20 protein-coding genes and 1 tRNA gene are annotated in these 22568 nt (G+C 50.5%); 9 read left to right on the top strand and 12 right to left on the bottom strand.

What is annotated here, in order from left to right:
- Positions 1-62: 62 nt before the first annotated feature.
- Entirely contained in the window at positions 63-506 is a 444-nt protein-coding gene (locus AWQ21_RS08145; RefSeq protein WP_065714109.1) for a hypothetical protein, read from the bottom strand.
- A 279-nt stretch (positions 507-785) separates the two neighbouring features.
- Entirely contained in the window at positions 786-1559 is a 774-nt protein-coding gene (locus AWQ21_RS08140) for a COP23 domain-containing protein (RefSeq protein ID WP_065714108.1), read from the bottom strand.
- A gap of 132 nt (positions 1560-1691) precedes the next feature.
- Here AWQ21_RS08140 and AWQ21_RS08135 point away from each other — a divergent pair.
- A tRNA-Leu gene (locus AWQ21_RS08135) sits at positions 1692-1772 on the top strand.
- A 32-nt stretch (positions 1773-1804) separates the two neighbouring features.
- The gene (locus AWQ21_RS08130; protein WP_065714107.1) at positions 1805-2137 is read left to right on the top strand and encodes a hypothetical protein; all 333 of its coding nucleotides are present in this window, start codon (positions 1805-1807) and stop codon (positions 2135-2137) included.
- 3 nt (positions 2138-2140) lie between these two features.
- Here AWQ21_RS08130 and AWQ21_RS08125 read toward each other — a convergent pair whose 3' ends face one another.
- The 4 genes from AWQ21_RS08125 to AWQ21_RS08110 form a co-directional block, all read right to left on the bottom strand.
- Positions 2141-2950: a segregation/condensation protein A gene (locus tag AWQ21_RS08125; RefSeq protein ID WP_065714106.1), complete on the bottom strand. Its 810-nt coding sequence runs from the start codon at positions 2948-2950 to the stop codon at positions 2141-2143.
- Between the two features lie 23 nt (positions 2951-2973).
- A complete protein-coding gene (locus AWQ21_RS08120; RefSeq protein ID WP_065714105.1) occupies positions 2974-3426 on the bottom strand; it encodes a LapA family protein in 453 nt (150 codons plus the stop codon).
- A gap of 151 nt (positions 3427-3577) precedes the next feature.
- A complete protein-coding gene (gene pyk, locus AWQ21_RS08115) occupies positions 3578-5374 on the bottom strand; it encodes a pyruvate kinase (RefSeq protein WP_065714104.1) in 1797 nt (598 codons plus the stop codon).
- Between the two features lie 202 nt (positions 5375-5576).
- Complete coding sequence (locus AWQ21_RS08110; protein WP_065714103.1) at positions 5577-8291, bottom strand: cation-transporting P-type ATPase; 2715 nt, start codon at positions 8289-8291, stop codon at positions 5577-5579.
- A 456-nt stretch (positions 8292-8747) separates the two neighbouring features.
- Between AWQ21_RS08110 and proS the strand changes: the two genes are divergently transcribed.
- Both proS and AWQ21_RS08100 read left to right on the top strand, forming a co-directional pair.
- A complete protein-coding gene (proS, locus tag AWQ21_RS08105) occupies positions 8748-10553 on the top strand; it encodes a proline--tRNA ligase (RefSeq protein WP_065714102.1) in 1806 nt (601 codons plus the stop codon).
- Positions 10554-10806: 253 nt separating this feature from the next.
- Positions 10807-12006: an HhoA/HhoB/HtrA family serine endopeptidase gene (locus AWQ21_RS08100; RefSeq protein WP_065714101.1), complete on the top strand. Its 1200-nt coding sequence runs from the start codon at positions 10807-10809 to the stop codon at positions 12004-12006.
- A gap of 82 nt (positions 12007-12088) precedes the next feature.
- Here AWQ21_RS08100 and fmt read toward each other — a convergent pair whose 3' ends face one another.
- Together fmt and bchB are read right to left on the bottom strand one after the other, a co-directional pair.
- Entirely contained in the window at positions 12089-13075 is a 987-nt protein-coding gene (fmt, locus tag AWQ21_RS08095) for a methionyl-tRNA formyltransferase (RefSeq protein ID WP_065714100.1), read from the bottom strand.
- Between the two features lie 61 nt (positions 13076-13136).
- The gene (bchB, locus tag AWQ21_RS08090; RefSeq protein ID WP_065714099.1) at positions 13137-14663 is read right to left on the bottom strand and encodes a ferredoxin:protochlorophyllide reductase (ATP-dependent) subunit B; all 1527 of its coding nucleotides are present in this window, start codon (positions 14661-14663) and stop codon (positions 13137-13139) included.
- A gap of 299 nt (positions 14664-14962) precedes the next feature.
- On the opposite strand from bchB, the gene AWQ21_RS08085 reads away from it, so the two are divergent.
- The 5 genes from AWQ21_RS08085 (at position 14963) to AWQ21_RS08065 (ending at position 19115) form a co-directional block, all read left to right on the top strand.
- The gene (locus tag AWQ21_RS08085) at positions 14963-15367 is read left to right on the top strand and encodes an Npun_F0494 family protein (RefSeq protein ID WP_065715271.1); all 405 of its coding nucleotides are present in this window, start codon (positions 14963-14965) and stop codon (positions 15365-15367) included.
- Between the two features lie 54 nt (positions 15368-15421).
- Positions 15422-16909, top strand: a complete 1488-nt coding sequence (locus AWQ21_RS08080) for an AAA family ATPase (protein WP_065714098.1) — start codon at positions 15422-15424, stop codon at positions 16907-16909.
- Between the two features lie 176 nt (positions 16910-17085).
- Positions 17086-17598, top strand: coding sequence for a Fur family transcriptional regulator (locus AWQ21_RS08075; protein WP_065714097.1), 513 nt, complete (start codon positions 17086-17088; stop codon positions 17596-17598).
- A 15-nt stretch (positions 17599-17613) separates the two neighbouring features.
- Positions 17614-18633, top strand: coding sequence for an ABC transporter ATP-binding protein (locus AWQ21_RS08070; protein ID WP_065714096.1), 1020 nt, complete (start codon positions 17614-17616; stop codon positions 18631-18633).
- Positions 18634-18644: 11 nt separating this feature from the next.
- On the top strand, positions 18645-19115 hold the full coding sequence (locus tag AWQ21_RS08065) for a CRR6 family NdhI maturation factor (protein WP_065715270.1): 471 nt from the start codon (positions 18645-18647) through the stop codon (positions 19113-19115).
- A gap of 40 nt (positions 19116-19155) precedes the next feature.
- Here the strand turns inward: AWQ21_RS08065 and AWQ21_RS08060 are convergent, their stop codons facing one another.
- The 4 genes from AWQ21_RS08060 to AWQ21_RS08045 form a co-directional block, all read right to left on the bottom strand.
- Positions 19156-19386: a DUF2283 domain-containing protein gene (locus AWQ21_RS08060; RefSeq protein WP_065714095.1), complete on the bottom strand. Its 231-nt coding sequence runs from the start codon at positions 19384-19386 to the stop codon at positions 19156-19158.
- Positions 19383-19643, bottom strand: a complete 261-nt coding sequence (locus AWQ21_RS08055; protein WP_065714094.1) for a DUF4258 domain-containing protein — start codon at positions 19641-19643, stop codon at positions 19383-19385. Before AWQ21_RS08055 ends, AWQ21_RS08060 begins: the two co-directional genes overlap by 4 nt.
- A gap of 75 nt (positions 19644-19718) precedes the next feature.
- Positions 19719-20465: a serine O-acetyltransferase gene (gene cysE / locus AWQ21_RS08050; protein ID WP_065714093.1), complete on the bottom strand. Its 747-nt coding sequence runs from the start codon at positions 20463-20465 to the stop codon at positions 19719-19721.
- Between the two features lie 113 nt (positions 20466-20578).
- Positions 20579-22207: an AarF/ABC1/UbiB kinase family protein gene (locus AWQ21_RS08045; RefSeq protein ID WP_065714092.1), complete on the bottom strand. Its 1629-nt coding sequence runs from the start codon at positions 22205-22207 to the stop codon at positions 20579-20581.
- Positions 22208-22568 lie beyond the last annotated feature (361 nt).

Genomic DNA, 22568 nt, shown 5'->3' with positions numbered 1-22568 from the left:
GGTGGACGAACAAAACAATCAAAAAAATAGGAGACCAGACAAAACTGAGATCACTAAAGCTATTAAAGCTGACGGAGGAGAGTCCCTTCAATGGTACTGGTGAGATAGTGGCCTGCGAGGATCCCCCCGGAGTAGCGATATTCATTGTCGTTAATCTGGTAGAACATTTCAAAGCCACTACGCCGTTGGCGATCGCCAAGCACCCAGTATCGCTGAATGATTGATTCTGAGCCAACCCAACCTTCCCCTTCCACCCGTCCCAAAATGCTTTGTTGCAGTACATAGGTATATTGTCGCTCACCGCTATCTAAACGCCCTTTGTATTGATAAGAAATTTCGGGGCGATCGCCGTCTTGAAACGTTAACTTTGTCACCATCGTAAACCAATTATTTTGGCCCCAAGCAACAATGGTTTTGCCCCGAATGAGAATGGGGGGTTGATTTCGTTCAATCCAACTACCATTTAACGTCCAGCGACCTGCTTCCAACAAAAAACTATGGGCCACAATGTATCTTGCTCCTTGGGACTACGAGACGAATCAATGTCATTTGACCCTGTTCTAGCTGACCAAAAACCTTGATCGCACACAGTGGGGATTCGTGACGAAACCTCCTTCTATTGTAAGGAGTTCTGCCCCATTCCGAAAAAGCCAGTGACCCGCTTTGGTAGATTGTTAACGATTGAGATATTCAGGCCAGAAAAAACCCCAGGCGATCGCCTAGGGAAAAATTACACAGTAGAGGACGCTTACGGGCAAAGCGAAATGCTGTGTGGCCCAGATGCTCTAACGGAAGAGATCGGTGTTCAATCTGAGGCCATTATTGGTCGGGCTCGGATTCGACTGACCAGCGGCGCGACCCTGGGTTAAATATTCACCGGTACCACCATCGGCGGGATCGAGGAAGGGCTTGAGGCTAATGCCACTGCTTGAATAACTTTGGGCCATGGGGCTAGGGGTGGAGCGACGGCCCCCAAAAATACTTTGGAGTTGCCCCAGGAGGCTATTGGTCGATCCGGTGCCCATAAAGGTGTTGACCCCACGGGTTTGGAAACCACTGTCAGCACTGAGGAGGTTATCGAATACTTGATCCCGGGTGGTGATCGCATTTTGGCCCCGGGGTACCGTAAAGACAATTTGACAGCTGGGATTCAGTTCGGTGGTCACACAAACGATGTCATAACCATTTTCGCGGCCAGTAGTAAGCTCGACGAGACCATCACCCCGGTACATTTCTAAACGGCGGGCAATTTCTTCACAGCGACGCTCTGCACTCCAACCACCCCCCATGGTGCGGGGAATGGCCCAGGGATACACTTCCCCCGGACGACTTTCGGGTTGATACATCACGGTGTATTGTCCTTGGTCATACTGACACACAAAACGGCGATCGCCAGAATTGTCGATCACATCACCGGGCGTATTCCCTGCATTGGGTTCTGTGTCCACGACGATGTCCGGCGGCACCTGGGCGATCGCACTACTGGCGGTAAACCCAAAAATTCCTAACCCGACAATGCCGATTTTTAACCTAGTTCGAGCCTGCAAACCTTTACTCATCTTCAAATTTCTCGTGCGTCACAGTAAATCCTAGCGGGATCCTATGGGTTTTGCTGACGGGATAAGCGGACTTTGGGTTCCCCTTGTCGGCCGGAAAATGGATGTGATATATTTACTGAGCTAATTAATTTTGCGGACGTGGCGGAATTGGTAGACGCGCTAGATTTAGGTTCTAGTGTCCTAGACGTGAGAGTTCGAGTCTCTCCGTCCGCATCCATAACAGAAAATTCCTGGGGTTTGGAGTGATGGCACTTTCCCACACTGAATTTGAGCAGGCGATCGCCCAAGTGGAAACTGACCTTGCCGCCCTGAAAGCTCGTCATGCCCAGGTTAAAGCTGCCGAAGCCCGCATCACAGAACTAAAAGCAGAACAAGACAATCTCCAGGCAGAGCCAGAAACGATCCAAAAACAAGCTTCCCTTAAAACAGAACTCAACCTCATTGCCGCCGAAATTGCCAAGTTAGAACTGCAACTCGAAAGTCAGTTACTCAAATGGCAGGAACCCTTTTGGCAAATTGTCCGCTTCACAGGAGTGGGCATTGTGCTGGGCTGGATTCTCAAATCTTTTACGGTTTAGAGCTTAAATCTCCCGGTGCCCTGGATAAAGCGGACGCACCAACACCGGCGCATAAAAATCATCCTGGGACAGCACCACCTTGGACTGGGCTGACAATAAAAGTAAGGCCCAAAAGATCCCCACCTTTTCGTGACGGTGTTGCTTGGCAGTGATGTCCTGGGGGAAAAATTCGTTGGCTTCTTTGTAGGCGATCCACTGACGGATTAAATCGTCTAATTCAAACACCATGGGGGTTTCTGGATCCGGGGGCATTTGGGTCTGAAAAAACTGTTCTAGCTGGGCAGCCAATTCCGTGAGATTTTCATCATGGGCCAACTGGGTAATCTGTTTAATGGCCGCTTTGTTGGATAGTTTACGGGGCGTTTTGAGGCGTTTTTTGGGGGTGTGATCCTCGATCTCGTTGGCGATTTGTTGGATTTGCTCAATAAATTCCTGGAGAGTGACCCGCCGCCGTTTTGGGGGAGGTGCTACGGCCCGTCGCCGGAGTCTTTTTTCGAGCTTGAGGGGAAGTCGTTCAACATCACCGGCTTCCCAATCTTCGTAAAATTCTTCGTCCTGAACCTCTGCTTCAATGGCTGTTAAACTTTCGAGGGTGTCGGCCTTGAGAAGAACCAGTTTAGAGGCCCACAAAAAGGTCTGGCCCGACTGGGGTAGGTCTGCTTCCCTCAGAATTGGGTCTGTGTCTCCGGCGAGGCCTAGTTCGTTCAGGAACTGATCAATGACATCAATGACCTGCACGTCCCAGGGATCAATTTCTCCCTGTTGGGCTAGTTCAATGAGGGTGGCGATCGCCGCTTGGGGTTGGGTGGCCATGGCTGAAATTCAAGGGTCAAAAATTAGGCCGTTTGCTCAGATTGAGAATCATCTTGGGATGTGTCGGCGGTTTCCTGGGTTTCCACGGTAGCGGTAGAAGTTTCAGGTTCAGGCGCAGTTTCGTCTGCGGTGGATGTTGTCGCGATGGGGGAATCTGTCGATGATTCTGCGGCGTTTTGTTGGGCAGCCTGAAGTTCAGCCAAAGCTTTTTCTAATTCTTCAATTTTTTGACTTTGGAGCTTGAGTTCCCGCTGGGCTTTCCACGATTCAATTTGCCGCTGTAGCTGATCCCATAGGCTAAACATCCAGGCCAAAATCGCCCCTGTGCCCACTGCCAGTAGGAGTTCAATGGAGAGGGGCGCTTCGGCTTGGAATCCCGGAATAATATTAATCCCGACGGGTTGCGTATTTTCGATACTAAATAGCGCTAGGGCTAAGCACAGGGCAAAAAACAATAAAAAATTCAGTTGCCGCATGATCTCTCCACAGGATGCATCGCGTGGCGGATCTCGATGGCGATCGCCAACACATCCCCTAGGATATCGCAATTGTTCCGACCCAAAAAAATTGCCCCAAACATTGTTGGGGCTGCTGGACGATGGAAATGAGAATTACCTTGGTTCAGCCTTAAGCCAGGGACATTTTGGTGCCACCCACAGCATCCCCAAGGCTGACATTTACCCCAGAATAGACAGTACCCCGACGGGCATCGATAGAGATAATCGACCCATCCCGAATTAGCTGGGTTGCCTCCTTAAAACCGACAATCACCGGAATGCCTAGGCGCATCCCCAAAGTTGCCGCATGACAATTTTGATTCGGTTCCTCGATCACAATGCCACTGGCCTTACGGATCATCTCCACATAGGCTGCATCCGTAGAGCGAGCAACGAGGATTTCCCCTGGCCCAAAATCATTAATATCTTCACTTTGATTCACGACCCGGGCACGACCACTGGCCGCCCCTTGACCAATGCCAATGCCTTCTCCGAGTACCGCCTGCACCATTTCAACTTTAATGAGATCTGTGGAGCCAGACACCCCTTGGAGCGTCCCGGCTGTCATGATCACCAAGTCCCCTTCATGGAGAAAGCCGCTCTCCTGGGCGACATTAATTGCCGCTTTAAAGGTTTGGGTCGTCGATGGCGAGTCCATGACAAGGAGGGGTTTGGCTCCCCAGACCAACTGGAGACGACGGGCTACATCCACATGGGGAGTCACGGCAAGAATCGGCGTTGCTGGGCGAAATTTGGAGACGTTTCGGGCCGTTGCCCCGGACTTGGTGAGGGTCATGATCGCCGTTGCATCCAACTGTCCGGCAATGTGACTGACGGCGGCGGAAATGGCGTTGGGAATGGATTTTTTATCAGAAGGTTGTTTTTGAATGCCGTCGGGTTCTTTTTCGATACGTTTGGCGATGGTTGCCATGGTCGCCACAGCTTCTACGGGGAATTCACCCACGGCGGTTTCATTCGAGAGCATCACCGCATCAGTACCGTCTAAAATCGCATTGGCCACGTCAGAAACTTCAGCGCGGGTGGGGCGAGGATTACTCACCATGCTATCGAGCATCTGGGTGGCGGTAATTACAGGAATCCCAAAGCGGTTGGCGGTGGCAATGAGTTTTTTCTGGAGGATGGGCACATCCTCTGCGGGCAGTTCGACCCCAAGGTCCCCCCGGGCGACCATGACCCCATCGGAAAGGGACAGAATGGCCTCCATCTGTTCGATCGCCTCGTGCTTTTCGATCTTGACAATCACGGGGACATTTTTTCCGGCATTGGCGATGAGTTCTTTGATCTCTAAGACATCCTGGGGATTGCGCACAAAACTGAGGGCGACCCAATCAACGCCTTGGTCGAGGCCAAACATCAGATCTGCGCGGTCTTTATCGGTGAGGGCTTTGACGGAGAGATAAACCCCAGGAAAGTTGACCCCTTTGTTATTGGAGAGCTTACCCCCAACCACTACACGACAGTGGAGATTTTTGGCGGCAATATCGACCCGCTCAACTTTCATTTCTACCTTGCCATCGTCGAGGAGAATGGTGGAGCCTTCGGGGACTTCCTCGGCCAGCTTGTCATAGCTGACATAACCCACTTCTTGGGTACAGGGGACTTCGCGACTCGTGATGATGTAGGGATCGCCATTTTTGAGGGTGATAAAACCACTTTCGTAGCGACCGAGACGAATTTTTGGCCCCTGGAGATCTTGGAGGATGCCAACGGGTTGGTTTAGTTCAAAGGCGGTTTGGCGAATGAGGCGAATGTTGCGCTGGTGGTCATCGTGGGTACCATGGGAGAAATTCAGCCGTAGAGTGGTCGCCCCTGCTTCGATGATTTCCCGGAGAACGTCTGGTTTGCTAGTCGCAGGGCCAATGGTGGCAACGATCTTGGTGCGGCGGGGCATTTCTCTAGAGGGCATAGTGAATTTTCTCGGGTCAGTTGGGAAAACAAGCCTCATATTATCCCAAAAGTTGACGTTTCTTTCTATACGTGGCAGGGGAGTTCTGGGAGATTTTGGGAATCTCGACGGGATCTGCTGTGGGGTTTATGGGTGGGAGCTTTTGGCGGACGGAGGGGAAGCTGAACAATCTTCCCCTGATTTTCGTGATTTTCCTTCAGGTTCAGGTATCCAAATAATTGGCGGCGATCGCCGTGGGGATCATCGGTAACATCGGCAGTAAACAGATTAATCCCTGTTGCCAGGTGAGAGGGGCCGTTTGGAAGAGTTGATTCATAAGACCCCATTGACTAAAGGCAATCTGCAACGCCACCGCGACGGCGATGCCGACCAACAGGAGTGGGGCTTGAATGATCGCTTTTGTTTGGCCGCTAATGTAACGGATTAGGCTACGACCCAGTTGACTGATACTCAGTAAATAAATGATCCGGGCAGCAACGAGGGCTTGGATCGCCATGGTGCGGGCCAAGGCTAAATCGCCGGTGCTGGTTTTGATCCATTCAAAAATGCCAAAGATCAGAATCCAGTTAAAGATAGAAATAATCCCGATCCGTCGGAGCAGCTTGGGGGTAATCAGGGGTTCGTTGGGATTGCGGGGGGGAGATTGCATAATCCCGGCGGGCTTGGCTTCAAAGGCGAGGGGCACAGTCATGGTGATCGAGTTGATCATATTGAGCCAGAGCACCTGCAAAGAAAGAATCGGCAAATCCCGCGCTAGCAAAACACTGATCAAAATTGTCATGGATTCACCGCCATTGACGGGCAAGAGGAAGGCGATCGCCTTACGGAGATTTTGGTAAACGGTGCGTCCTTCCTCTACGGCCGCTTCGATGGAGGCAAAATTATCGTCGGTGAGCAACATCGCGGCAGATTCCCTGGCGACCTCTGTGCCACCCTTGCCCATGGCGATGCCAATATCGGCTTGTTTAAGGGCTGGGGCATCGTTAACGCCATCGCCAGTCATGGCCACAATATCGCCTTTTTTCTGGAGCGCTTCGACGAGGGCCAGTTTTTGGGCTGGGGCAACCCGGGCAAAGACCGATCCTGTTTCGGCGGCTTCGGCCAGGCTTTGGGGATCCATTTTTTCGAGGTCTTGGCCCTCAAAGGCGATTACCGTTTCTCCGGTGCGAATCCCCATGCGTTGGGCGATCGCCTTGGCGGTGGCAATGTGATCGCCGGTGATCATCTTGACGTTAATTCCCGCCGTTTGGCAGGCATGGACAGCGGCGATCGCCTCCGGTCGGGGGGGATCAATCATTCCCTGGAGTCCTAAAAACTCAAGCCCTGTGGCGAGATCCTCATGGTCAACGCTGTGTTGGTGACTGCTCACCTCTTTTTTCGCAAAGGCTAAAACCCGTAATCCCTTAGTGGCCATGGTCTCTACCACTGCTTCGATGGTTGCTGGATTGAGGGCGATCGCCTGGCCATCGTCCAAGAGCATCGTTTCACAGCGACGTAACAAGGATTCCACTGACCCTTTCACATAGATCGTCCGCCCCGTACCATCATGAAGGGTCGCCATGTATTGATATTCCGACTCAAAGGGAATCGAATCGAGTCGGGGCTGCTGGGCGTCTAAGCCTACCTGGCTGAGGCCTGCCTTCGCCGCAGCGGTAATCAATGCTCCCTCCGTTGGATCGCCCACCACTGACCAATCATCGCCCGCTTGTTTCAGTTGAGAATCGTTGCAGAGCAACCCGGCGGTAAGACATTCTGCCAGGAGCGGCGGTAAGGTTTCAAAGCTGGCCTCCCCATCATCACCGGTTGCAGCCAGGTAAACTTCCCCTTTCGGACTGTAGCCACTGCCACTCACTTTGTAATGGACATCCCCGGCATAGATCGCCTGGACGGTCATCTGATTTTCGGTGAGGGTGCCCGTTTTATCGGAACAAACCACCGTAGCACTACCGAGGGCTTCCACCGCTGGTAATTTACGGATGATGGCGTGGCGGCGGGCCATGCGGCTGACCCCAATCGCCAGGGTAATCGTCACTACGGCGGGTAATCCTTCGGGGATGGCACTCACAGCCAGGGCCACGGCGGCTTCAAACATCGCGGCGAGGTCGCCCCCCCGGCCCCAACCAATGGCGAAGGTGAGGGTCGCCAGGGTCAAGATCACATATAAAAGGGAATGACTAAATTTGGTGAATTTGCGGGTCAGCGGTGTGGTTAAACTGACTTGCTTTTCCATGGATTGGGAAATCTGCCCCATTTCCGTCTGATTGGCGATCGCCACGACAATTCCTGTGCCCTGACCAAAGGTGACAAAGCTACCCGCATAGGCCATATTGCGGCGATCGCCGAGGGGCGTCTCCAAGGGCAAAGAACCTAATTTTTTCTCGACGGGTACTGCTTCACCGGTTAGGGCCGACTCGTCAATTTGGAGGTTCCGCACCTTGAGTAACCGTAGATCGGCTGGCACTTTGTCCCCGGAAGCCAAAAGCACAATATCGCCAGGCACTAAATCCCGCGACGGGATCCGGAGGGTGTTGCCTTCCCGCAGAACCATTGCTTCGGTGGTAACTGCTTTGGCCAGGGAGGCGATCGCCCCTTCAGCCTTAGCTTCTTGGATATAGCCAATCACCGCATTGATAAGCGTAACCCCCCAGATGACCCAGGCATTCGTCCAGGAACCCAAGGCCGCTTTAATACTCCCAGCGATGATTAAGATGTATAGAAGAGGCTGATGAAACTGCAACAAAAAACGCAACCAAGCTGGTTTTCCGGCCCGAAATTGCAACTCATTCCAACCATACTGCTCATAACGCTGGGCCACTGCCTCTGGCGACAACCCCCGTTCTGCATCGCTCTGGAGAGTCTGAATCAAGGCTGCCTCAGGTTGGGCATGGCAAGGGGGAAGTGACGATGACACTGGCATAACTTAAGCTTGAAAATCAACCTGTAAATTTGATCCTCCAAATTCTAGCAATTTAGTTTTATAAAATCGTGTCGTTAAATTGTTAAGCTTTTTGTTTTTCATACTTGAAATGTCCTGGGGCAAAATCAAAGTAAAAGTAGTCTTGTTCTGTACCACGCCCATGTTCGCCTCGTAAAGGATCTAGGTCTTGACAATTTTTTAAGACTGCCTAAACTATGTATTCCTTAAAAATAAATCTTGCTTAATTTTTTTTGAAACTAATTTTTGAAACAAAAAAGAGAGATTTTATTTTATTTTTTTATTGCCAATTAATTGACTCACTTCTCTAACTCATGCCAGAAGAAAATTGACTGACAACGACGTTTTGACCACGCCCCCGATTCTAAAATGGCAGCAAGTAATCCATAATGGGCGATGAATCATTTCATTAGCTGTCACGAAAAACTCAAAATAACCATGCGCCTTTCCCAAAGTCTGTTCGTTACCCTCCGAGAAGATCCCGCCGATGCGGAGATCCCTAGCCACAAGCTCCTGCTGCGAGCCGGCTATATCCGGCGGATTGGGCGGGGGATTTATGCTTACCTACCGTTGATGTGGCGCGTGCTCCAGAAGGTATCCCAGATCGTCCGGGAAGAGATGAATGCCACCGGTGCCCAGGAAACCCTTTTACCCCAGTTGCAACCCGCAGAGATTTGGCAAGAGTCAGGCCGTTGGGATACCTATACCCAGGCAGAAGGGATTATGTTTTCCCTGCGCGATCGCCTGGACGGAGAGTTGGGTTTGGGGCCGACCCACGAGGAAGTGATTACCACCATCGCCAAGGACATGATCCGCTCCTATCGGCAGTTGCCCCAGCATTTGTACCAGATTCAGACGAAATTCCGCGATGAAATTCGACCCCGGTTTGGCTTGATGCGCGGGCGGGAATTCATCATGAAAGACGGCTATTCATTCCATGCTTCCGAGGACTGTCTCAAAAAAACCTATGCAGACATGGATCAGGCGTACCGCAATATGTTGCGTCGCTGTGGATTGCAATTCCGGGCTGTAGAGGCCGACTCCGGGGCGATTGGCGGTTCTGGTTCCCAGGAATTTATGATCCTCGCCGATGCCGGGGAAGATGAAATTCTCTACACCGAAGACGAAAAATACGCGGCGAATACCGAGAAAGCAGTATCTCTGCCCGTTGATGCGACTGAATCTCCTTTCAACAGTTTTGAAAAGCGCGAAACCCCGAACACAGCTACCATCGAATCCCTGTGTAAGTTCCTAGATTGTTCCCCCACTTGTGTCGTTAAAAATGTTCTTTATCAGGTAGTTTATAATAATGGCAAAACAGTTTTAGTCTTGATTTCTATTCGGGGTGATCAAGATGTCAATGAAGTCAAATTGCAAAATGAATTGACAAAATTAGCGCCTAATTACGATGCAAAAACAGTCATTGCCTTAACAGTACCCGATGCCGACGCCCAACAAAAATGGGCCGCAAAATCATTGCCTCTAGGCTACATTTCTCCGGCCTTAGCAGATGATTTCATTGCTCAAAATAAAGAGGTTTCAGGGGAATTTCTGCGCTTAGTTGATCATACGGCAGCGACCTTAGAAAATTTCGTGACGGGTGCCGATGAAACGAATCACCATGTCCTCGGTGCAAACTGGGGTACAGAGTTTAAACTACCTGCATTGCAAGTGGATGTGCGGTTAGCGAAGACCGGCGATCGCGCCGTTCACGATCCGACCCAAATTCTGCAAACGGCGCGGGGCATCGAAGCGGGTCACATTTTTCAATTGGGGACGAAATATTCCGAGGCCATGGGAGCGACCTTTACCGACGAAAATGGTAAGGAACAACCCTTGGTGATGGGCTGCTATGGGGTTGGGGTTTCCCGGCTGGCCCAAGCCGCCGTGGAGCAATCCTACGACGAGAATGGCATTATCTGGCCCGTGGCGATCGCCCCTTACCATGCCGTGGTAGTGGTGCCCAATGTTAAGAGTGAAGAACAGATGGCAGCCGCAGAAAAACTCTATGCTGATCTCAATGCCGCTGGGGTCGAGACGATCCTCGATGACCGCAACGAACGGGCCGGGGTGAAATTCAAGGATGCAGAACTGATTGGTATTCCCTTCCGAGTTGTGACGGGCAAATCCCTTAAGGATGGCAAGGTGGAAGTGGTGCGCCGCAAAGAAGGCGATCGCCAAGATCTTGACCTCGATGATGTGGTTGCCACCTTACAAAATTGGGTCAGCGAAGCAACAAGTTAGTTTTGCAGCAAATTTTTAAATTGCTTGATGGTGGGGGTTAAGTTGTTTGATCCCCATTTTTGTGAACCAAAAACCGCAAATTTACGTCAAAAATTATGACCCAGGGTTTAGTAATGGCGAGAAAACCTCACCTAAACCGGGTGAATTCAATTGCTAAGATTGAACGATAAAACCCCCTGTGGTGTCTCCCCAGCACCCGGTTCGATGTGGCCATCATCCTAAAACTTTATACAGACTGGATAGAAAAACTTCTATGAGACGATCAAAATTTGTCCAACGATTTACAACCCACATTGTTGCCCTCTGTGTGGGCTGTGCCATTACCTTCGGGGCGTTGCAAGGCTCTAGCCAAACCCTTGACCAACCCCTGGCCGATACTAAGCCTCCCCAGGAAGTGGCGGCGGTGCCGGTGCAGGCAGGTCGTAGTTTTGTAGCCGATGCGGTGGCCAGAACCGGTCAAGCAGTGGTCCGGATCGATACGGAAAAAACCGTTGTGCGCCGCTTCCAAGACCCGTTTATGAATGATCCGTTTTTCAGGGAATTTTTTGGCGATCGCTTTGGTCTACAGATGCCCGATGAACAGCGTCAGGTGGTCACTGGCCAGGGATCTGGGTTTATTACCGACCGCTCGGGGGTGATTCTGACCAATGCCCACGTCGTCAGTGGTGCCGATAAAGTAACTGTCACGCTAAAAGATGGTCGTAGCTTCGAAGGGGAAGTAAAAGGCACCGACGAAGTAACCGATCTCGCGGTCGTGAAAATTGACCCTAAAAGTGAGTCTATTCCCGTGGCTCCCCTGGGTGATTCTGGGGCTGTGCAGGTGGGTGACTGGGCGATCGCCGTCGGTAATCCGGTTGGTCTGAACAATACCGTTACCCTAGGGATCATCAGTACCCTGGAGCGGTCTTCGGCCCAGGCGGGGATTCCCGATAAGCGCGTCGATTTCCTCCAGACCGATGCCGCCATTAACCCTGGTAATTCCGGTGGCCCCCTCCTTAACTCCGACGGTGAAGTGATTGGGATTAACACCGCGATCCGTCGGGATGCGATGGGCATTGGGTTTGCAATCCCGATCAACAAAGCCAAGGATCTTGAACCCACCCTCGCTGCTGGGAAAGAAGTCCCCCACCCCTTCATTGGGATTCGGATGGTAAGCCTCACACCGGATATGGCCAAGGAAAATAACGCTGACCCCAATTCCATCGTGCTATTACCGGAAGTGAACGGCGCGCTAGTGCTGGGTGTGGTGCCGGGTAGTCCAGCAGAAACAGCTGGCCTGCGTCGGGGCGATGTAATCACGAAAATCAATGGTAAGGCGATCGCCGATGCCCAACAACTCCAGGAAACCGTTGAAAAGAGCGGTATCAATGCCAACCTGAAGCTCGAAATCCGTCGGGGCGATCGCACCTCAGAGATCACTGTCAGAACGGCGCAAATGGAAGGCGTTTCTTAAACTTTTCTGATTGTTCATTGTTTCTTCTCCAAAAGCTTCCAGGTGCATAGGCCTGGGGCTTTTTTTGTGGCTCGCAACGGGCTTAGGTCAAGCACTCACCCACGGTTAAGCGCATCCCGTTGACCATATCCCAACCGGACTGGGGTTTTTTACCGCTGGGTTGCACCTGTTTGAGCAATAAAAGTCCGTCCCCAGTTTGAATAATTGGCCCAAATTTTTTGGCGATCGCCACAATTTCTCCGACGTTTCCTGTGCTCCCAACCAATTCTTTGAGGGGTTCGTATGCTGCGGGGTACTGCGCAAAACATTCCGGCACGATGGGAATCGTTTCTAGGACTTTTAAAGGTTTATCGCGGCAGATGGTGACGCAGTTGGGATAGAAACCGCGCACTTGGTTATGTAAGGCGATCGCCCCTTTTTGCCAATCTAACTGAAAATCTTCCTTCTGAATCAGCGGCGCATAGGTGGCGTGGTCTGGATCCTGGGGGACAGGAGTGATTTTCCCTTGAGCAAGTTGAATAAGCGTTTCCGTCAATAAAGCCGCCCCAGAGGTCGCTAATTTCACTGCCAAGTCATGGGCATTGTCCCAAAGATCAATGGGCGTTTCGGCCTTGAGGAGCATTGCCCCGGTATCCATCCCCTCATCCATGAGCATGGTGGTCATGCCCGTCACCGTTTCTCCCTCGACTAAGCTCCACTGGATCGGCGCGGCCCCCCGATATTTCGGCAGCAGAGAACCATGGCCGTTAACACAGCCCAACCGGGGCATCTGGAGAATTTGCGGCGAGAGCAACTGCCCGTAGGCGACCACCGCAAACACATCGGCCTGGAGGTTTTCGAGAATCGCTAAGGTTTCCGGGTCTTTTTTGATGCGCTTCGGTTGCCAGACGGGGAGATCATGGGCGATCACCACTTTTTTCACCGCCGACGGAATCAGCTGACTACCCCGGCCCCGCCGCTTATCCGGTTGGGTGACCACCCCCAGCACTTCAATGTCTGGATAATGCAATAGGGCTTCTAGGTAAGGCACCGCAAATTGGGGTGTGCCGAAAAAGACAACTTTAAGCATGGGAAAAAGAGCAACCAAGCGTGCGATCAGCCTCTCACTTTAGCGCAGATCTCCCCAGAGCTTAAGCGCCGACAGACTCCTTAGCGGCGTAGAGCACTTCCAGGGAAATTTCACTCAGTCCTTGGGCACGGGCATACTTTTCGGTGTTGCGCTTCACCTTGCCCCGCACAAATCCGGGGACTTTGTTCAGTTGCCCCTGGGCCTCTGTGGTCCAATTCAGGTCAGAACTGGCCGACATGGTGGTGGTGATCACTTCCTTGGTATCGTGGCCGCCGAAAATTTCGAGCAGGTGGTCTTCCATGCCCAGGGTGAAGGAGTTGTACACCAGATCCGCAAGTTGATTGGTGCCCTCGTAGCCCACGAAAGGTCGATAACCAATGGGGAAGTTTTGGATATGGATCGGCGCGGCAATCACCCCACAGGGAATATTTAACCGTTTGCCCACGTGGCGTTCCATCTGGGTACCAAAAATTGCGGCGGGTTCTAGGCAGGCGATCGCATCGGCAATTTCACCGTGATCTTCACTGATTAAAATCTCATCACAGTATTCACTGACTTCCTGACGGAACCAGTCGGCATCATATTTACAGTAGGTTCCCGCCAACACCACATGGATGCCCATTTCCCGCGCCAAAATTTTTGTCATGGCCGCAGCGTGGGTATTATCCCCAAAGACGATCGCCTTTTTGCCGGTTAAATTTTGACAGTCAATGGAACGACTAAACCAAGCCGCCTGGGACACATGGAGGGTTTGTTCTTCGATGAAAGCTTCGTAATCGGCTGTGGCCCCTTGGTCATTAATCACCCCTTGGATCGCGCGGATGCACCGAGCTGTTTCCACAACGCCCATGGGGGTAATGTCCACATAGGGTTGATCGAATTCCTGTTCTAGATATTTCGCAGTGCTCAAGCCCAATTCCCGGTAGGGCACGAGGTTAAACCAGGCTTGGGGCAACTTTTTCAAATCATGGACGGAGGCTTTGTCGGGAATGACCAAATTCACGCTAATCCCCAACTCAGCCATGAGGGTTTTCAGTTCACGAATGTCGTGGTTATTGTGGAAACCGAGGGTCGAGACCCCAATAATATTTACCGAGGGTTGTGGGGTTTTCTCGGTGGCTAGGTTTTCTTGTTTTCGGGCTTTATTGATATAAAACTGGACAATTTGCTGGAGAGTGCGATCGCCGGCCTGGAGTTCATTGACCCGGTAGTGGTTCACGTCGGCCAAGATAACATCACCCTTGGCATCCAACTGGGCGCGGGCAACAAAATTTTCGAGGTCTTCCTGGAGGATGCTCGAGGTGCAAGTGGGGGTCAGGACAATTAAATCCGGTTGTTCCTCTTGATCTTTACGGACAATATTATCGACAACTTTTTCCTGGGAGCCCCGCGCCAGAACATTCCGATCCACAATGCTGGCGGTGACGGGGGTGAAGTTGCGTTCCCGTTCTAACATCGAACGCATCACATTAAAGTAATCATCACCTAAAGGAGCGTGCATAATCGCATGGACATTTTTAAAAGAACTGGCAATGCGTAACGTGCCGATGTGGGCTGGGCCTGCATACATCCAATAGGCAAGTTTCATAAGTATTTTTACTCCCAAAAAAAACTGGTTTGTGATCAAAAAGTGATCTCAGTCAGTGTCATTTTCGCAAATGATTTTCGGGTTCTCGGAGAAGAAAACAAAAGTCAATAAAACGATGTATCTCGCAAAGAAAATGGCACCATTTCAAGGGATATCGCTACCAAAAAGTGTCGCCGTCTGTTTCTTTTAACGAATTTCAGGAGCTGGCTCGATGAGGATTCCCCATCAAGAACTTTGGGGAAAGATATACAATGCAATTTAACTAATTCCGTTTGATTGCAATCGTTTCTGTTCCTGCCATGACCCAAGTTTTTACGCCAAAGCCCATTCAATATCCTCCCGAAACGATTCAGCGGGCACTGGTGGCCTTTGCCTGTACACCGCTCCGATGGCAACTGCTGGCGGCGATGAAAGATCAGAGTGTGGCGCTACCGGATATTGCTGGGGAAGCAGGACTCCAGACGGGTTATAGCGGGCGATCGCTCACGGAAGGAGTCGTGGAGGAGTTGATGATGTGGCTCATCCAAGTGGGCTTGCTCCGGCGGGAGGTCGATGGTCAGGGGTTGACAGATAGTTTTCGTTTAACACCTCTGGGGCGTCAGGTATTAGCCCAATGGCAAGCGGAACCCCAGGCTCTACGGGTGTCATGGCTGTCTCGGCTCCAAAATAGTTTACAACGTTGGTTGAGTCGGTTTTCGATCTAGACTGTACAATCTAAATCTATGCATCTATCTTTAGGTTTAATGTGAGGAAGCTTCATGCGGGCGATCGCCATTTTTAGCCCTAGTCGTCGGTCTGGAAAATCATGGTTGATTACGGCGCTGGCCCGCTCCTTAACTCGGCAAGGGTTGCGGGTTGTTCCTTTCCAAAGCCAAACAGAAATCACAGACGGCTATCGGGTAGATGCCGCCGCAGAGGTCAGCCAGTCGTCAGCTTGGCAAGCGTGGGCCGCAAAAATTCAACCAGCAACCCATCTCAACCCAGTTTTATTGAAAGCCTGTAGTCCTCCTGGTGAGCCATGGCCCAAGTTTCAACTGCTGATTCAAGGGCGGGGCATTGGTACCGTCAAACGAACGGCCTACTACGATAATTATTACGATATTGCGCGACCGTTGATTCGAGAATGTTTGATGGAATTGCAGTCCAATTGTGACGTGCTGCTATTCGATAGTTATCGCGACAGTCTTTGCCATCCCCTCGCCAGCGATACCGACCAAAATTTTGAGCTCCTCAAGGGTTTAGAGGTGCCCGTCGCTGGCATTATTTTGATCGACTGCACCCATGAAGGGGGGATTAATCAGTTATGGGGCCTCTGGCAACGGCTTTCCCCAGAAAATCGTCAACTGATTCGGGGGGTCATCTTCAATCAGTGGCAAGGCGATCGCCCCCAAGAAACCCAAACCAGCCAATGGGTGAAAACGCATCTCAAACGACCCGTCCTCGGTTATATTCGGCCCCTTCAAAATCTCACCTTTGACCCCGAAAGCCTCTGTACTCTCCCCGCCCCTAATCCCACGAAATTACCCCAAAATAAACTGCGCTTGCAGGTGCTCCAGCTCCCCAATCTCTCATCCTATGCAGACTTTGATCCCTTGATGGGCGAGTCTTCCGTGAACTTGGAGTTCCTTGATCACACCGAACCCCTCTGTTATCCCGATGCGGTGATTGTGCCCCACACAGACCAGGCGATCGCCGATCTCGACTACCTCCATAAATATGGTTATCCCCAACAGTTGCAGCAATTCGTCAATGCTGGCGGTACGGTGTTGGGAATTGGTAATGGTGCCAATCTACTCAGTAAAAAAATTGTCCTCCCCAGTGGGGATTTTCAGCCGGCCCTCGGTTTAATGCCTTTTGCTAGCCAGTCCCACACCAAGGCCGCCCTTTTCCCTGTCGAAACATTTTCACGTCTGCCTTTTCCAAATCTTCCCCTCAGTGGCATGACCCTACCCTGTGGCATCCTGAACTATGCTCCCAGTAGCGGTTATACCCAACTCTTTGAAACCCCAAATCTGGGCCTCGTTAACCCAAGTCAAAATATCTGGGTCGTCTACTTACAAGGATTGTTTAATAATGGTTCCTGGTGTCGCTTTTGGCTTAATGCCCTCCGCCAAAAACGGGGACTTTCTTCTCTACCGACAGGCATTGCCAATTTTAATGAACGCCAAGAAGCAATCCTCGAAACCCTCGCAAATCACATCGAGCAATATATTGATCCGATGACCTTACTAGATGAGGCCCCTTGATCGTCCTGAGTCAAAAAACAGGGGCCATGTTTTCACGGAATCGTCTAGAGCAGGCGATTGCCTTTTTTTGGGGATCCTGGCTTGAATGTTGGTATTTATTCGCAATAAAGCCAGATTGTTGCAAAAGTAGAAAAGGACGTTTATGCTTGTCAATAAGCTGAACTTGTTGAAAAAATATGCTGGTACCTTCCTACGACGTAAGCGCCCTTAAGACCGAACTCAATGCTAAGGGGTGGCGGTTAACGCCCCAGCGGGAAAAAATTCTCGGCACCTTTCTAAATTTGCCGAAGGGCGAACACCTCAGCGCTGAAGATTTACACAATGAGTTATTGGAGCAAGGGGAAAAGATTAGCCTCTCGACGGTATACCGTAGCGTAAAACTCATGACCCGCATGGGTATTTTACGGGAGCTAGAGCTAGCAGAGGGCCATAAACATTATGAGCTGAACCAATCCCAAGCCCACCACCACCATTTGGTCTGTGTCCAGTGCAATAAAACCATTGAGTTTGAGGATGTCGCGATCAACAAACACAGCATTGCCCAATGTCAACAGCAGGGGTTCGAGTTACTCGATTGCCAGTTAACGATCACCACCATTTGCCCGGAGGCTCGCTTGATGGGTTGGCCCTCGGCACTCCCCCATGATTGGGTCTGTTCGCGGGAAAAAGCCCAAACCCACCTCCATTAATCGAGGCGATCGCCTTTGACGGTAACATTGCAACCCCAAGCGCCTTTATTGGTGACAGAAAATTTAACGGTGGGCTACCAGCGGCGTGCCTTACTTCAGGATTTGAATCTGGCGATCGCCCAGGGGCAGTTTGTCTGTTTAGTGGGCGCAAACGGATCGGGAAAATCAACCCTGATTCGGACATTGGCGGGTCTAGAGTCTCCCCAAGCGGGTCAGGTTTGGCTGAATGGGACACCCTTGACGGCCCTCAATGCGGCCCAGCGCGCCCAACGCCTGAGCTTGGTTTTAACAGAACGGGTTGATCTCCCTTGGATGTCAGTGACGGAACTGGTTGCCCTGGGGCGTTATCCCTATACCGATTGGCAAGGGCGTTTGGGGCCAACGGATCAACAGATTGTCCGGGAGGCGATCGCCGCCGTTGGTTTAACAAATCTCCAGGCCCAACCCCTGAACAACATTAGCGACGGTGAAAGACAGAAAGCAATGATTGCGCGGGCTTTGGCCCAGGCGACGGATTTAATGTTGCTGGACGAACCGACGGCCTATCTCGATGTGCCCCGTCGGGTAGAGGTGATGCAATTGTTGCGGTTTTTGGCGCACCAACAAGGACGCACCGTTTTGATGTCTACCCATGACCTCGATTTAGCCCTGCGGAGTGCAGATCAGCTCTGGCTCATTACTCCCAGCCAAAGGTTAGTGGTCGGGACACCGGAGGAATTGGCCCTAGAGGGATATTTGGGATCAACCTTTAGTAGCGATCGCTTTTACTTTGATCAAATGAGTGGTCAGTTTCAGCTACAGTACCAGCGGCGATCACCCATCCAATTCACCGGCCAAGGCTTGGCGGCCACCTGGACAGAACGCGCCTTAACCCGTCTGGGCTTTGAAGCGGTACAAACGCCTTGTCCATTGCGCCTCGATCTCCAGGAGCAGCCCACCTGCTGGATTTTGTCCCAGGGCGATCGCCAAATGCAATTCACGAGCCTTGGGGCGCTCAGCACCCATCTCCAAGCTTTACAATGGGAAGACTGTTGACCAAAGCAACCATGGCAGAGATCAAAATTCCCCAACGCGACATCCTTAGTCTTAATTTGGCCCCCCTGAAAACCCTGGTACAATCGATCTTGCTCGATGAGGCCCTCGCAGACCATGAGCAAAAGTTTCAGTTAAAGATTGATTTTCCCCAGGAAGCAAACGACCCACGCGAACTCTCAGAAATCCCAGAAATTCGTCTCTGGTTTGTGCGCCTCGATGCGATCTTTCCCTGGTTTCCCTTTCTCCTCGACTGGAAAGCAGGGGAATTAGGCCGTTATACGGCGATGCTCGTTCCCCATCAATTTCATCGCACCGAAGGGATTCAATATAACCCCGAAGCCCTCGAAATTTTTGTGATGAACAAAGTGTTTTGCCTCAGTGAGACTTTACCGAAATTCGGCATTCAACCCCAGTTACGGGTAAAGGCGATCGCCCAGCTATTAGGTTACGAACTAGATGACGACTTCTTAAATAGTCTTTAGGGAAGTTTGGTCTGGCTTTTACTAATAATATTACGAGGCACTAAGTCACTGGTTCTATCATCGTTTCCATCGATGTTGGTAGGATTTGATATTCAATGGCCTGGGGGTTGTCAATACGTTTTGAGGCTTGTAAAATCTCGATACCAATCACCTGCCCTTTTCGATCATAATCGAGGATAATGCCAGGATTTTCTTCACCACTTTCCTCAATATCTACATCTTTTAAGGTGATGCATAACACATCAACTTCAGGATCATATTTAATTTTCATTCGACTCTCCAATATCTTTTAATTTGACTCGTGCGGTAGAGGGTGACAATCTTTTTGGGATCAACCATCGTATTCATAAAAATACGGATTAAATACTTTTTGCCATTGTCGAAAGTAACCTGGGATTGATAAACCGTTATTGCTTCATTCTGTTTAAAAACTTGCTGGGGATTGGCAAGAACTGCCTCAACTAATTCGAGAGGAATCCCACGCTTTTTACTTTCTTCTAGGGCGTGGTGAGAAAACTCAAACTCCATGCTCGAAAGCCTTTTGCTTTAAGGAATTCAGATCAAAATTTTTATTGATCAAATGAATTGGTCTGCACCTGAATCTTAAATCCCTGCACCATCCAAATATTGTTGAATTTCCCGGTCAGACAAGCGACAGCTATCTTTTGTATGTTGTGTATGTTGACGATGGTGGGCTGTGACGAGATCTGGCTGCTGTTGACCTTGGAGAGTTTGGACTTGCTCTTCTAGGGCCTCAATGCGGTCTAAGAGAGTACGAATTACCGTTGCTTCCGAATCAGGTAAGCTGCCGTGTTCCAAAGGATTGACCTTGACCCCAGAACGATAGACGATCCGCCCCGGAATGCCGACCACCGTGCAATCCGAAGGCACATTGCGTAAGACCACTGACCCGGCCCCAATGCGCACGTTATTCCCAATTTCAATATTGCCGAGTACCTTAGCCCCCCCACCAACTACCACATTTTCACCGAGGGTCGGGTGACGTTTGCCACTCTCTTTCCCCGTGCCGCCAAGGGTAACACCTTGGTAGATCAAACAATAGTCGCCGACAATGGCCGTTTCACCGATCACAACGCCCATGCCATGGTCAATAAAAACTCCGTGGCCAATGCGGGCACCTGGATGAATTTCAATTCCTGTTAAGAAGCGAGCGATATGAGAGAGAAATCGGGGGATAAACGGCAGACCAGAGCGATAGAGGGCATGGGACACGCGATGGAACAGCAGTGCTTGGAGGCCCGGATAGCAAAATAAAACTTCAAGCCAGTTACGCGCAGCGGGATCCCGTTCAAAAATAATGCGGAAGTCGGCGAGGAGGGTGGAGAGCATAATGAATTCTAATCAGAGCGATAATTCATGCCAAAGGTCAAGGCCATTTTCTATAGTATCCCTTGGTTGTTCTGCCTGGGGCAATTTTCTAGATTTCATCACCCAGGGGATATTTACTTTAGGCGTCCTGACCGCAAAATACTAATGATTAGCCACAATCCTAAAAGACTGGCCGCTGCAAACAAAATTTCATTCACAATCATTAACTGACGGTTCGGCGAAATGGTGATGATCGCGGCCCCCATGATTAAAGATCCCACCACAATGCTAAAGGAAAGGCGATTGGCAGAGTCGTCAATGCTGCGGCGCAGGCCATCGAGCTCCCGCAGGTTTAAATTCCACTGGAGGGTTTCTGAGCTGAGGCGGTCGAGAATCACGTCAATTTGTCGCGGCGATCGCAAAGAGATCGTTTTGAGATCGAGTACCGTGCGGAACATGGTTTGAAACGGGGTATCTCCCACCAATTGCCGCCGGAAAATATCAGTGATCAGGGGCTTAATCTCATCGAGTAAATTAACTTCTGGGTTAAAACTACGGGCGACCCCCTCTAAATTGGCAAGACTTTTGGCATACAAACCCAAATTTCCTGGGAGTTTGACCTTATTATTGCGGGCCACCTGCAAAATTTCGTAAAACACTTCACTAAAATTCAGTTGCGTTAAGCTCCGGTCGTAATATTTACGCAGCAGGCGATCGTAGTTGGCTTCTAGGCGGGCGATGTTCGTCGTATGAGCACCTTCAGAGAGTTCAAGGGTCAACTGAGCACAGCTTTGGGCATCCATATCCACAATGGCCAGCAGCATCTCTGTCAGCAGTTTCTGGGTGCGCGGATCAAGGCGGCCAATCATTCCACAATCAATTAACGCTACCGTCTGACTATCGAGGTAGAAAATATTACCGGGGTGTGGATCGGCGTGGAAAAAACCATCCACAAAAATTTGCTGGAAAAAGGCCCGAAACAAAATTGTGGTGATTGCTTGACGTTGTTTTTCTGAAGTGACCTCCGCTTCAAGCAAAGGTTTGCCGTCGAGCCACTCCATGACCAGCAGCTTTTCGGTGGTCAGCTCCCAATAAATTTCTGGGATTGTCAGTTTTTGTTGATCAAACCAACTGCTTTTTGCCAAATTGCGCCGGAGCTGATCGGTGTAACCTGCTTCGGTACGAAAATCGAGTTCCGCCTGGACAGCCTTGGTAAATTCTTTCGCAAGGGCAATCACATCATAATCTTGACCAAATTCTGTTAAAGCCGCGAGTTCCGCAATCCCTTTGATCAGGGCAATGTCCTGGGCGACGATTTGATCAATGCCTGGCCGCTGCACCTTTAGGGCGACAGCTTGACCACTCCGCAAAACCGCCCGATGGATTTGGGCAATGGAACCCGCTGCAATGGGATTTGGATTGATTTCTTGAAAAACATCTTCGAGGGGGCTGGAGAGTTGCTGGCGAATGGTTTGCTCGATTTCAAACCAAGGCACCGTGGGGACTTTTGCCTGGAGGGCCGTGAGGGCCTCAATGTATTTAGGTGGCAAAAGATCGGGTCTAGTGCTCAAAAGCTGTCCGAGCTTGACATAAAAAGGCCCAAGCTCCACCAGAATATTGCGAAAAACTTCAGGGGGGGGAATCTGTGGTTTATCGGCCTTGCCACCGGTCAGGAGACTCTTCATGAAGTCCCAACCATTACTGAAGACAATTTCAATAATTTCCCGTTGGCGTGAACTGCTCTGGGTCAGAGAAAAAACCATGGAATACCCGCTGTAGAGTGGTGTCTGGTCTCTACTATAAGTCAATTTTTTTGGTTGCTTCCACAGGTATACAAGAAATTGTCCCTAATGATTTCAAGTTTTTTTGCGAAACTAATTTCCAAGGCAAGCCTATCGCTTAGGGCTATTTTGTCCTGTTGTTCCAGTCCTCCTTGGAACCCAATTTTTTTATGCTGGTTTTCCCGTGTCCCCTTTTTGTGTTTAAACCTTAAGACTCTGTTAAGAACGAAAAAAGCAGGGGTAGGATAAGGATAGATATTAGTTTAGTATTTGAGCTTTTGAAATATAAAGACAAAACAAATTTTTGGCTATTAAAAATAAAAAGATCACTTTCCTTAAAGCT

This window comes from Picosynechococcus sp. PCC 7003 (assembly GCF_001693255.1).
GTDB lineage: Bacteria > Cyanobacteriota > Cyanobacteriia > Cyanobacteriales > MRBY01 > MRBY01.
This window is presented reverse-complemented; position numbering and strand designations above follow the sequence as displayed.

Excerpts from the sequence above, each read along its gene's own strand:
- AWQ21_RS08080 (WP_065714098.1), top strand. The coding sequence starts at position 15,422 with ATGCGGGCGATCGCCATTTTTAGCCCTAGTCGTCGGTCTGGAAAATCA.
- AWQ21_RS08045 (WP_065714092.1), bottom strand. The coding sequence starts at position 22,207 with ATGGTTTTTTCTCTGACCCAGAGCAGTTCACGCCAACGGGAAATTATT.
- AWQ21_RS08140 (WP_065714108.1), bottom strand. The coding sequence starts at position 1,559 with ATGAGTAAAGGTTTGCAGGCTCGAACTAGGTTAAAAATCGGCATTGTC.
- cysE (WP_065714093.1), bottom strand. The coding sequence starts at position 20,465 with ATGCTCTCCACCCTCCTCGCCGACTTCCGCATTATTTTTGAACGGGAT.
- proS (WP_065714102.1), top strand. The coding sequence starts at position 8,748 with ATGCGCCTTTCCCAAAGTCTGTTCGTTACCCTCCGAGAAGATCCCGCC.
- AWQ21_RS08120 (WP_065714105.1), bottom strand. The coding sequence starts at position 3,426 with ATGCGGCAACTGAATTTTTTATTGTTTTTTGCCCTGTGCTTAGCCCTA.
- AWQ21_RS08110 (WP_065714103.1), bottom strand. The coding sequence starts at position 8,291 with ATGCCAGTGTCATCGTCACTTCCCCCTTGCCATGCCCAACCTGAGGCA.
- bchB (WP_065714099.1), bottom strand. The coding sequence starts at position 14,663 with ATGAAACTTGCCTATTGGATGTATGCAGGCCCAGCCCACATCGGCACG.
- AWQ21_RS08055 (WP_065714094.1), bottom strand. The coding sequence starts at position 19,643 with ATGGAGTTTGAGTTTTCTCACCACGCCCTAGAAGAAAGTAAAAAGCGT.
- AWQ21_RS08065 (WP_065715270.1), top strand. The coding sequence starts at position 18,645 with ATGGCAGAGATCAAAATTCCCCAACGCGACATCCTTAGTCTTAATTTG.
- pyk (WP_065714104.1), bottom strand. The coding sequence starts at position 5,374 with ATGCCCTCTAGAGAAATGCCCCGCCGCACCAAGATCGTTGCCACCATT.
- AWQ21_RS08100 (WP_065714101.1), top strand. The coding sequence starts at position 10,807 with ATGAGACGATCAAAATTTGTCCAACGATTTACAACCCACATTGTTGCC.
- fmt (WP_065714100.1), bottom strand. The coding sequence starts at position 13,075 with ATGCTTAAAGTTGTCTTTTTCGGCACACCCCAATTTGCGGTGCCTTAC.
- AWQ21_RS08130 (WP_065714107.1), top strand. The coding sequence starts at position 1,805 with ATGGCACTTTCCCACACTGAATTTGAGCAGGCGATCGCCCAAGTGGAA.
- AWQ21_RS08125 (WP_065714106.1), bottom strand. The coding sequence starts at position 2,950 with ATGGCCACCCAACCCCAAGCGGCGATCGCCACCCTCATTGAACTAGCC.
- AWQ21_RS08085 (WP_065715271.1), top strand. The coding sequence starts at position 14,963 with ATGACCCAAGTTTTTACGCCAAAGCCCATTCAATATCCTCCCGAAACG.
- AWQ21_RS08075 (WP_065714097.1), top strand. The coding sequence starts at position 17,086 with ATGCTGGTACCTTCCTACGACGTAAGCGCCCTTAAGACCGAACTCAAT.
- AWQ21_RS08060 (WP_065714095.1), bottom strand. The coding sequence starts at position 19,386 with ATGAAAATTAAATATGATCCTGAAGTTGATGTGTTATGCATCACCTTA.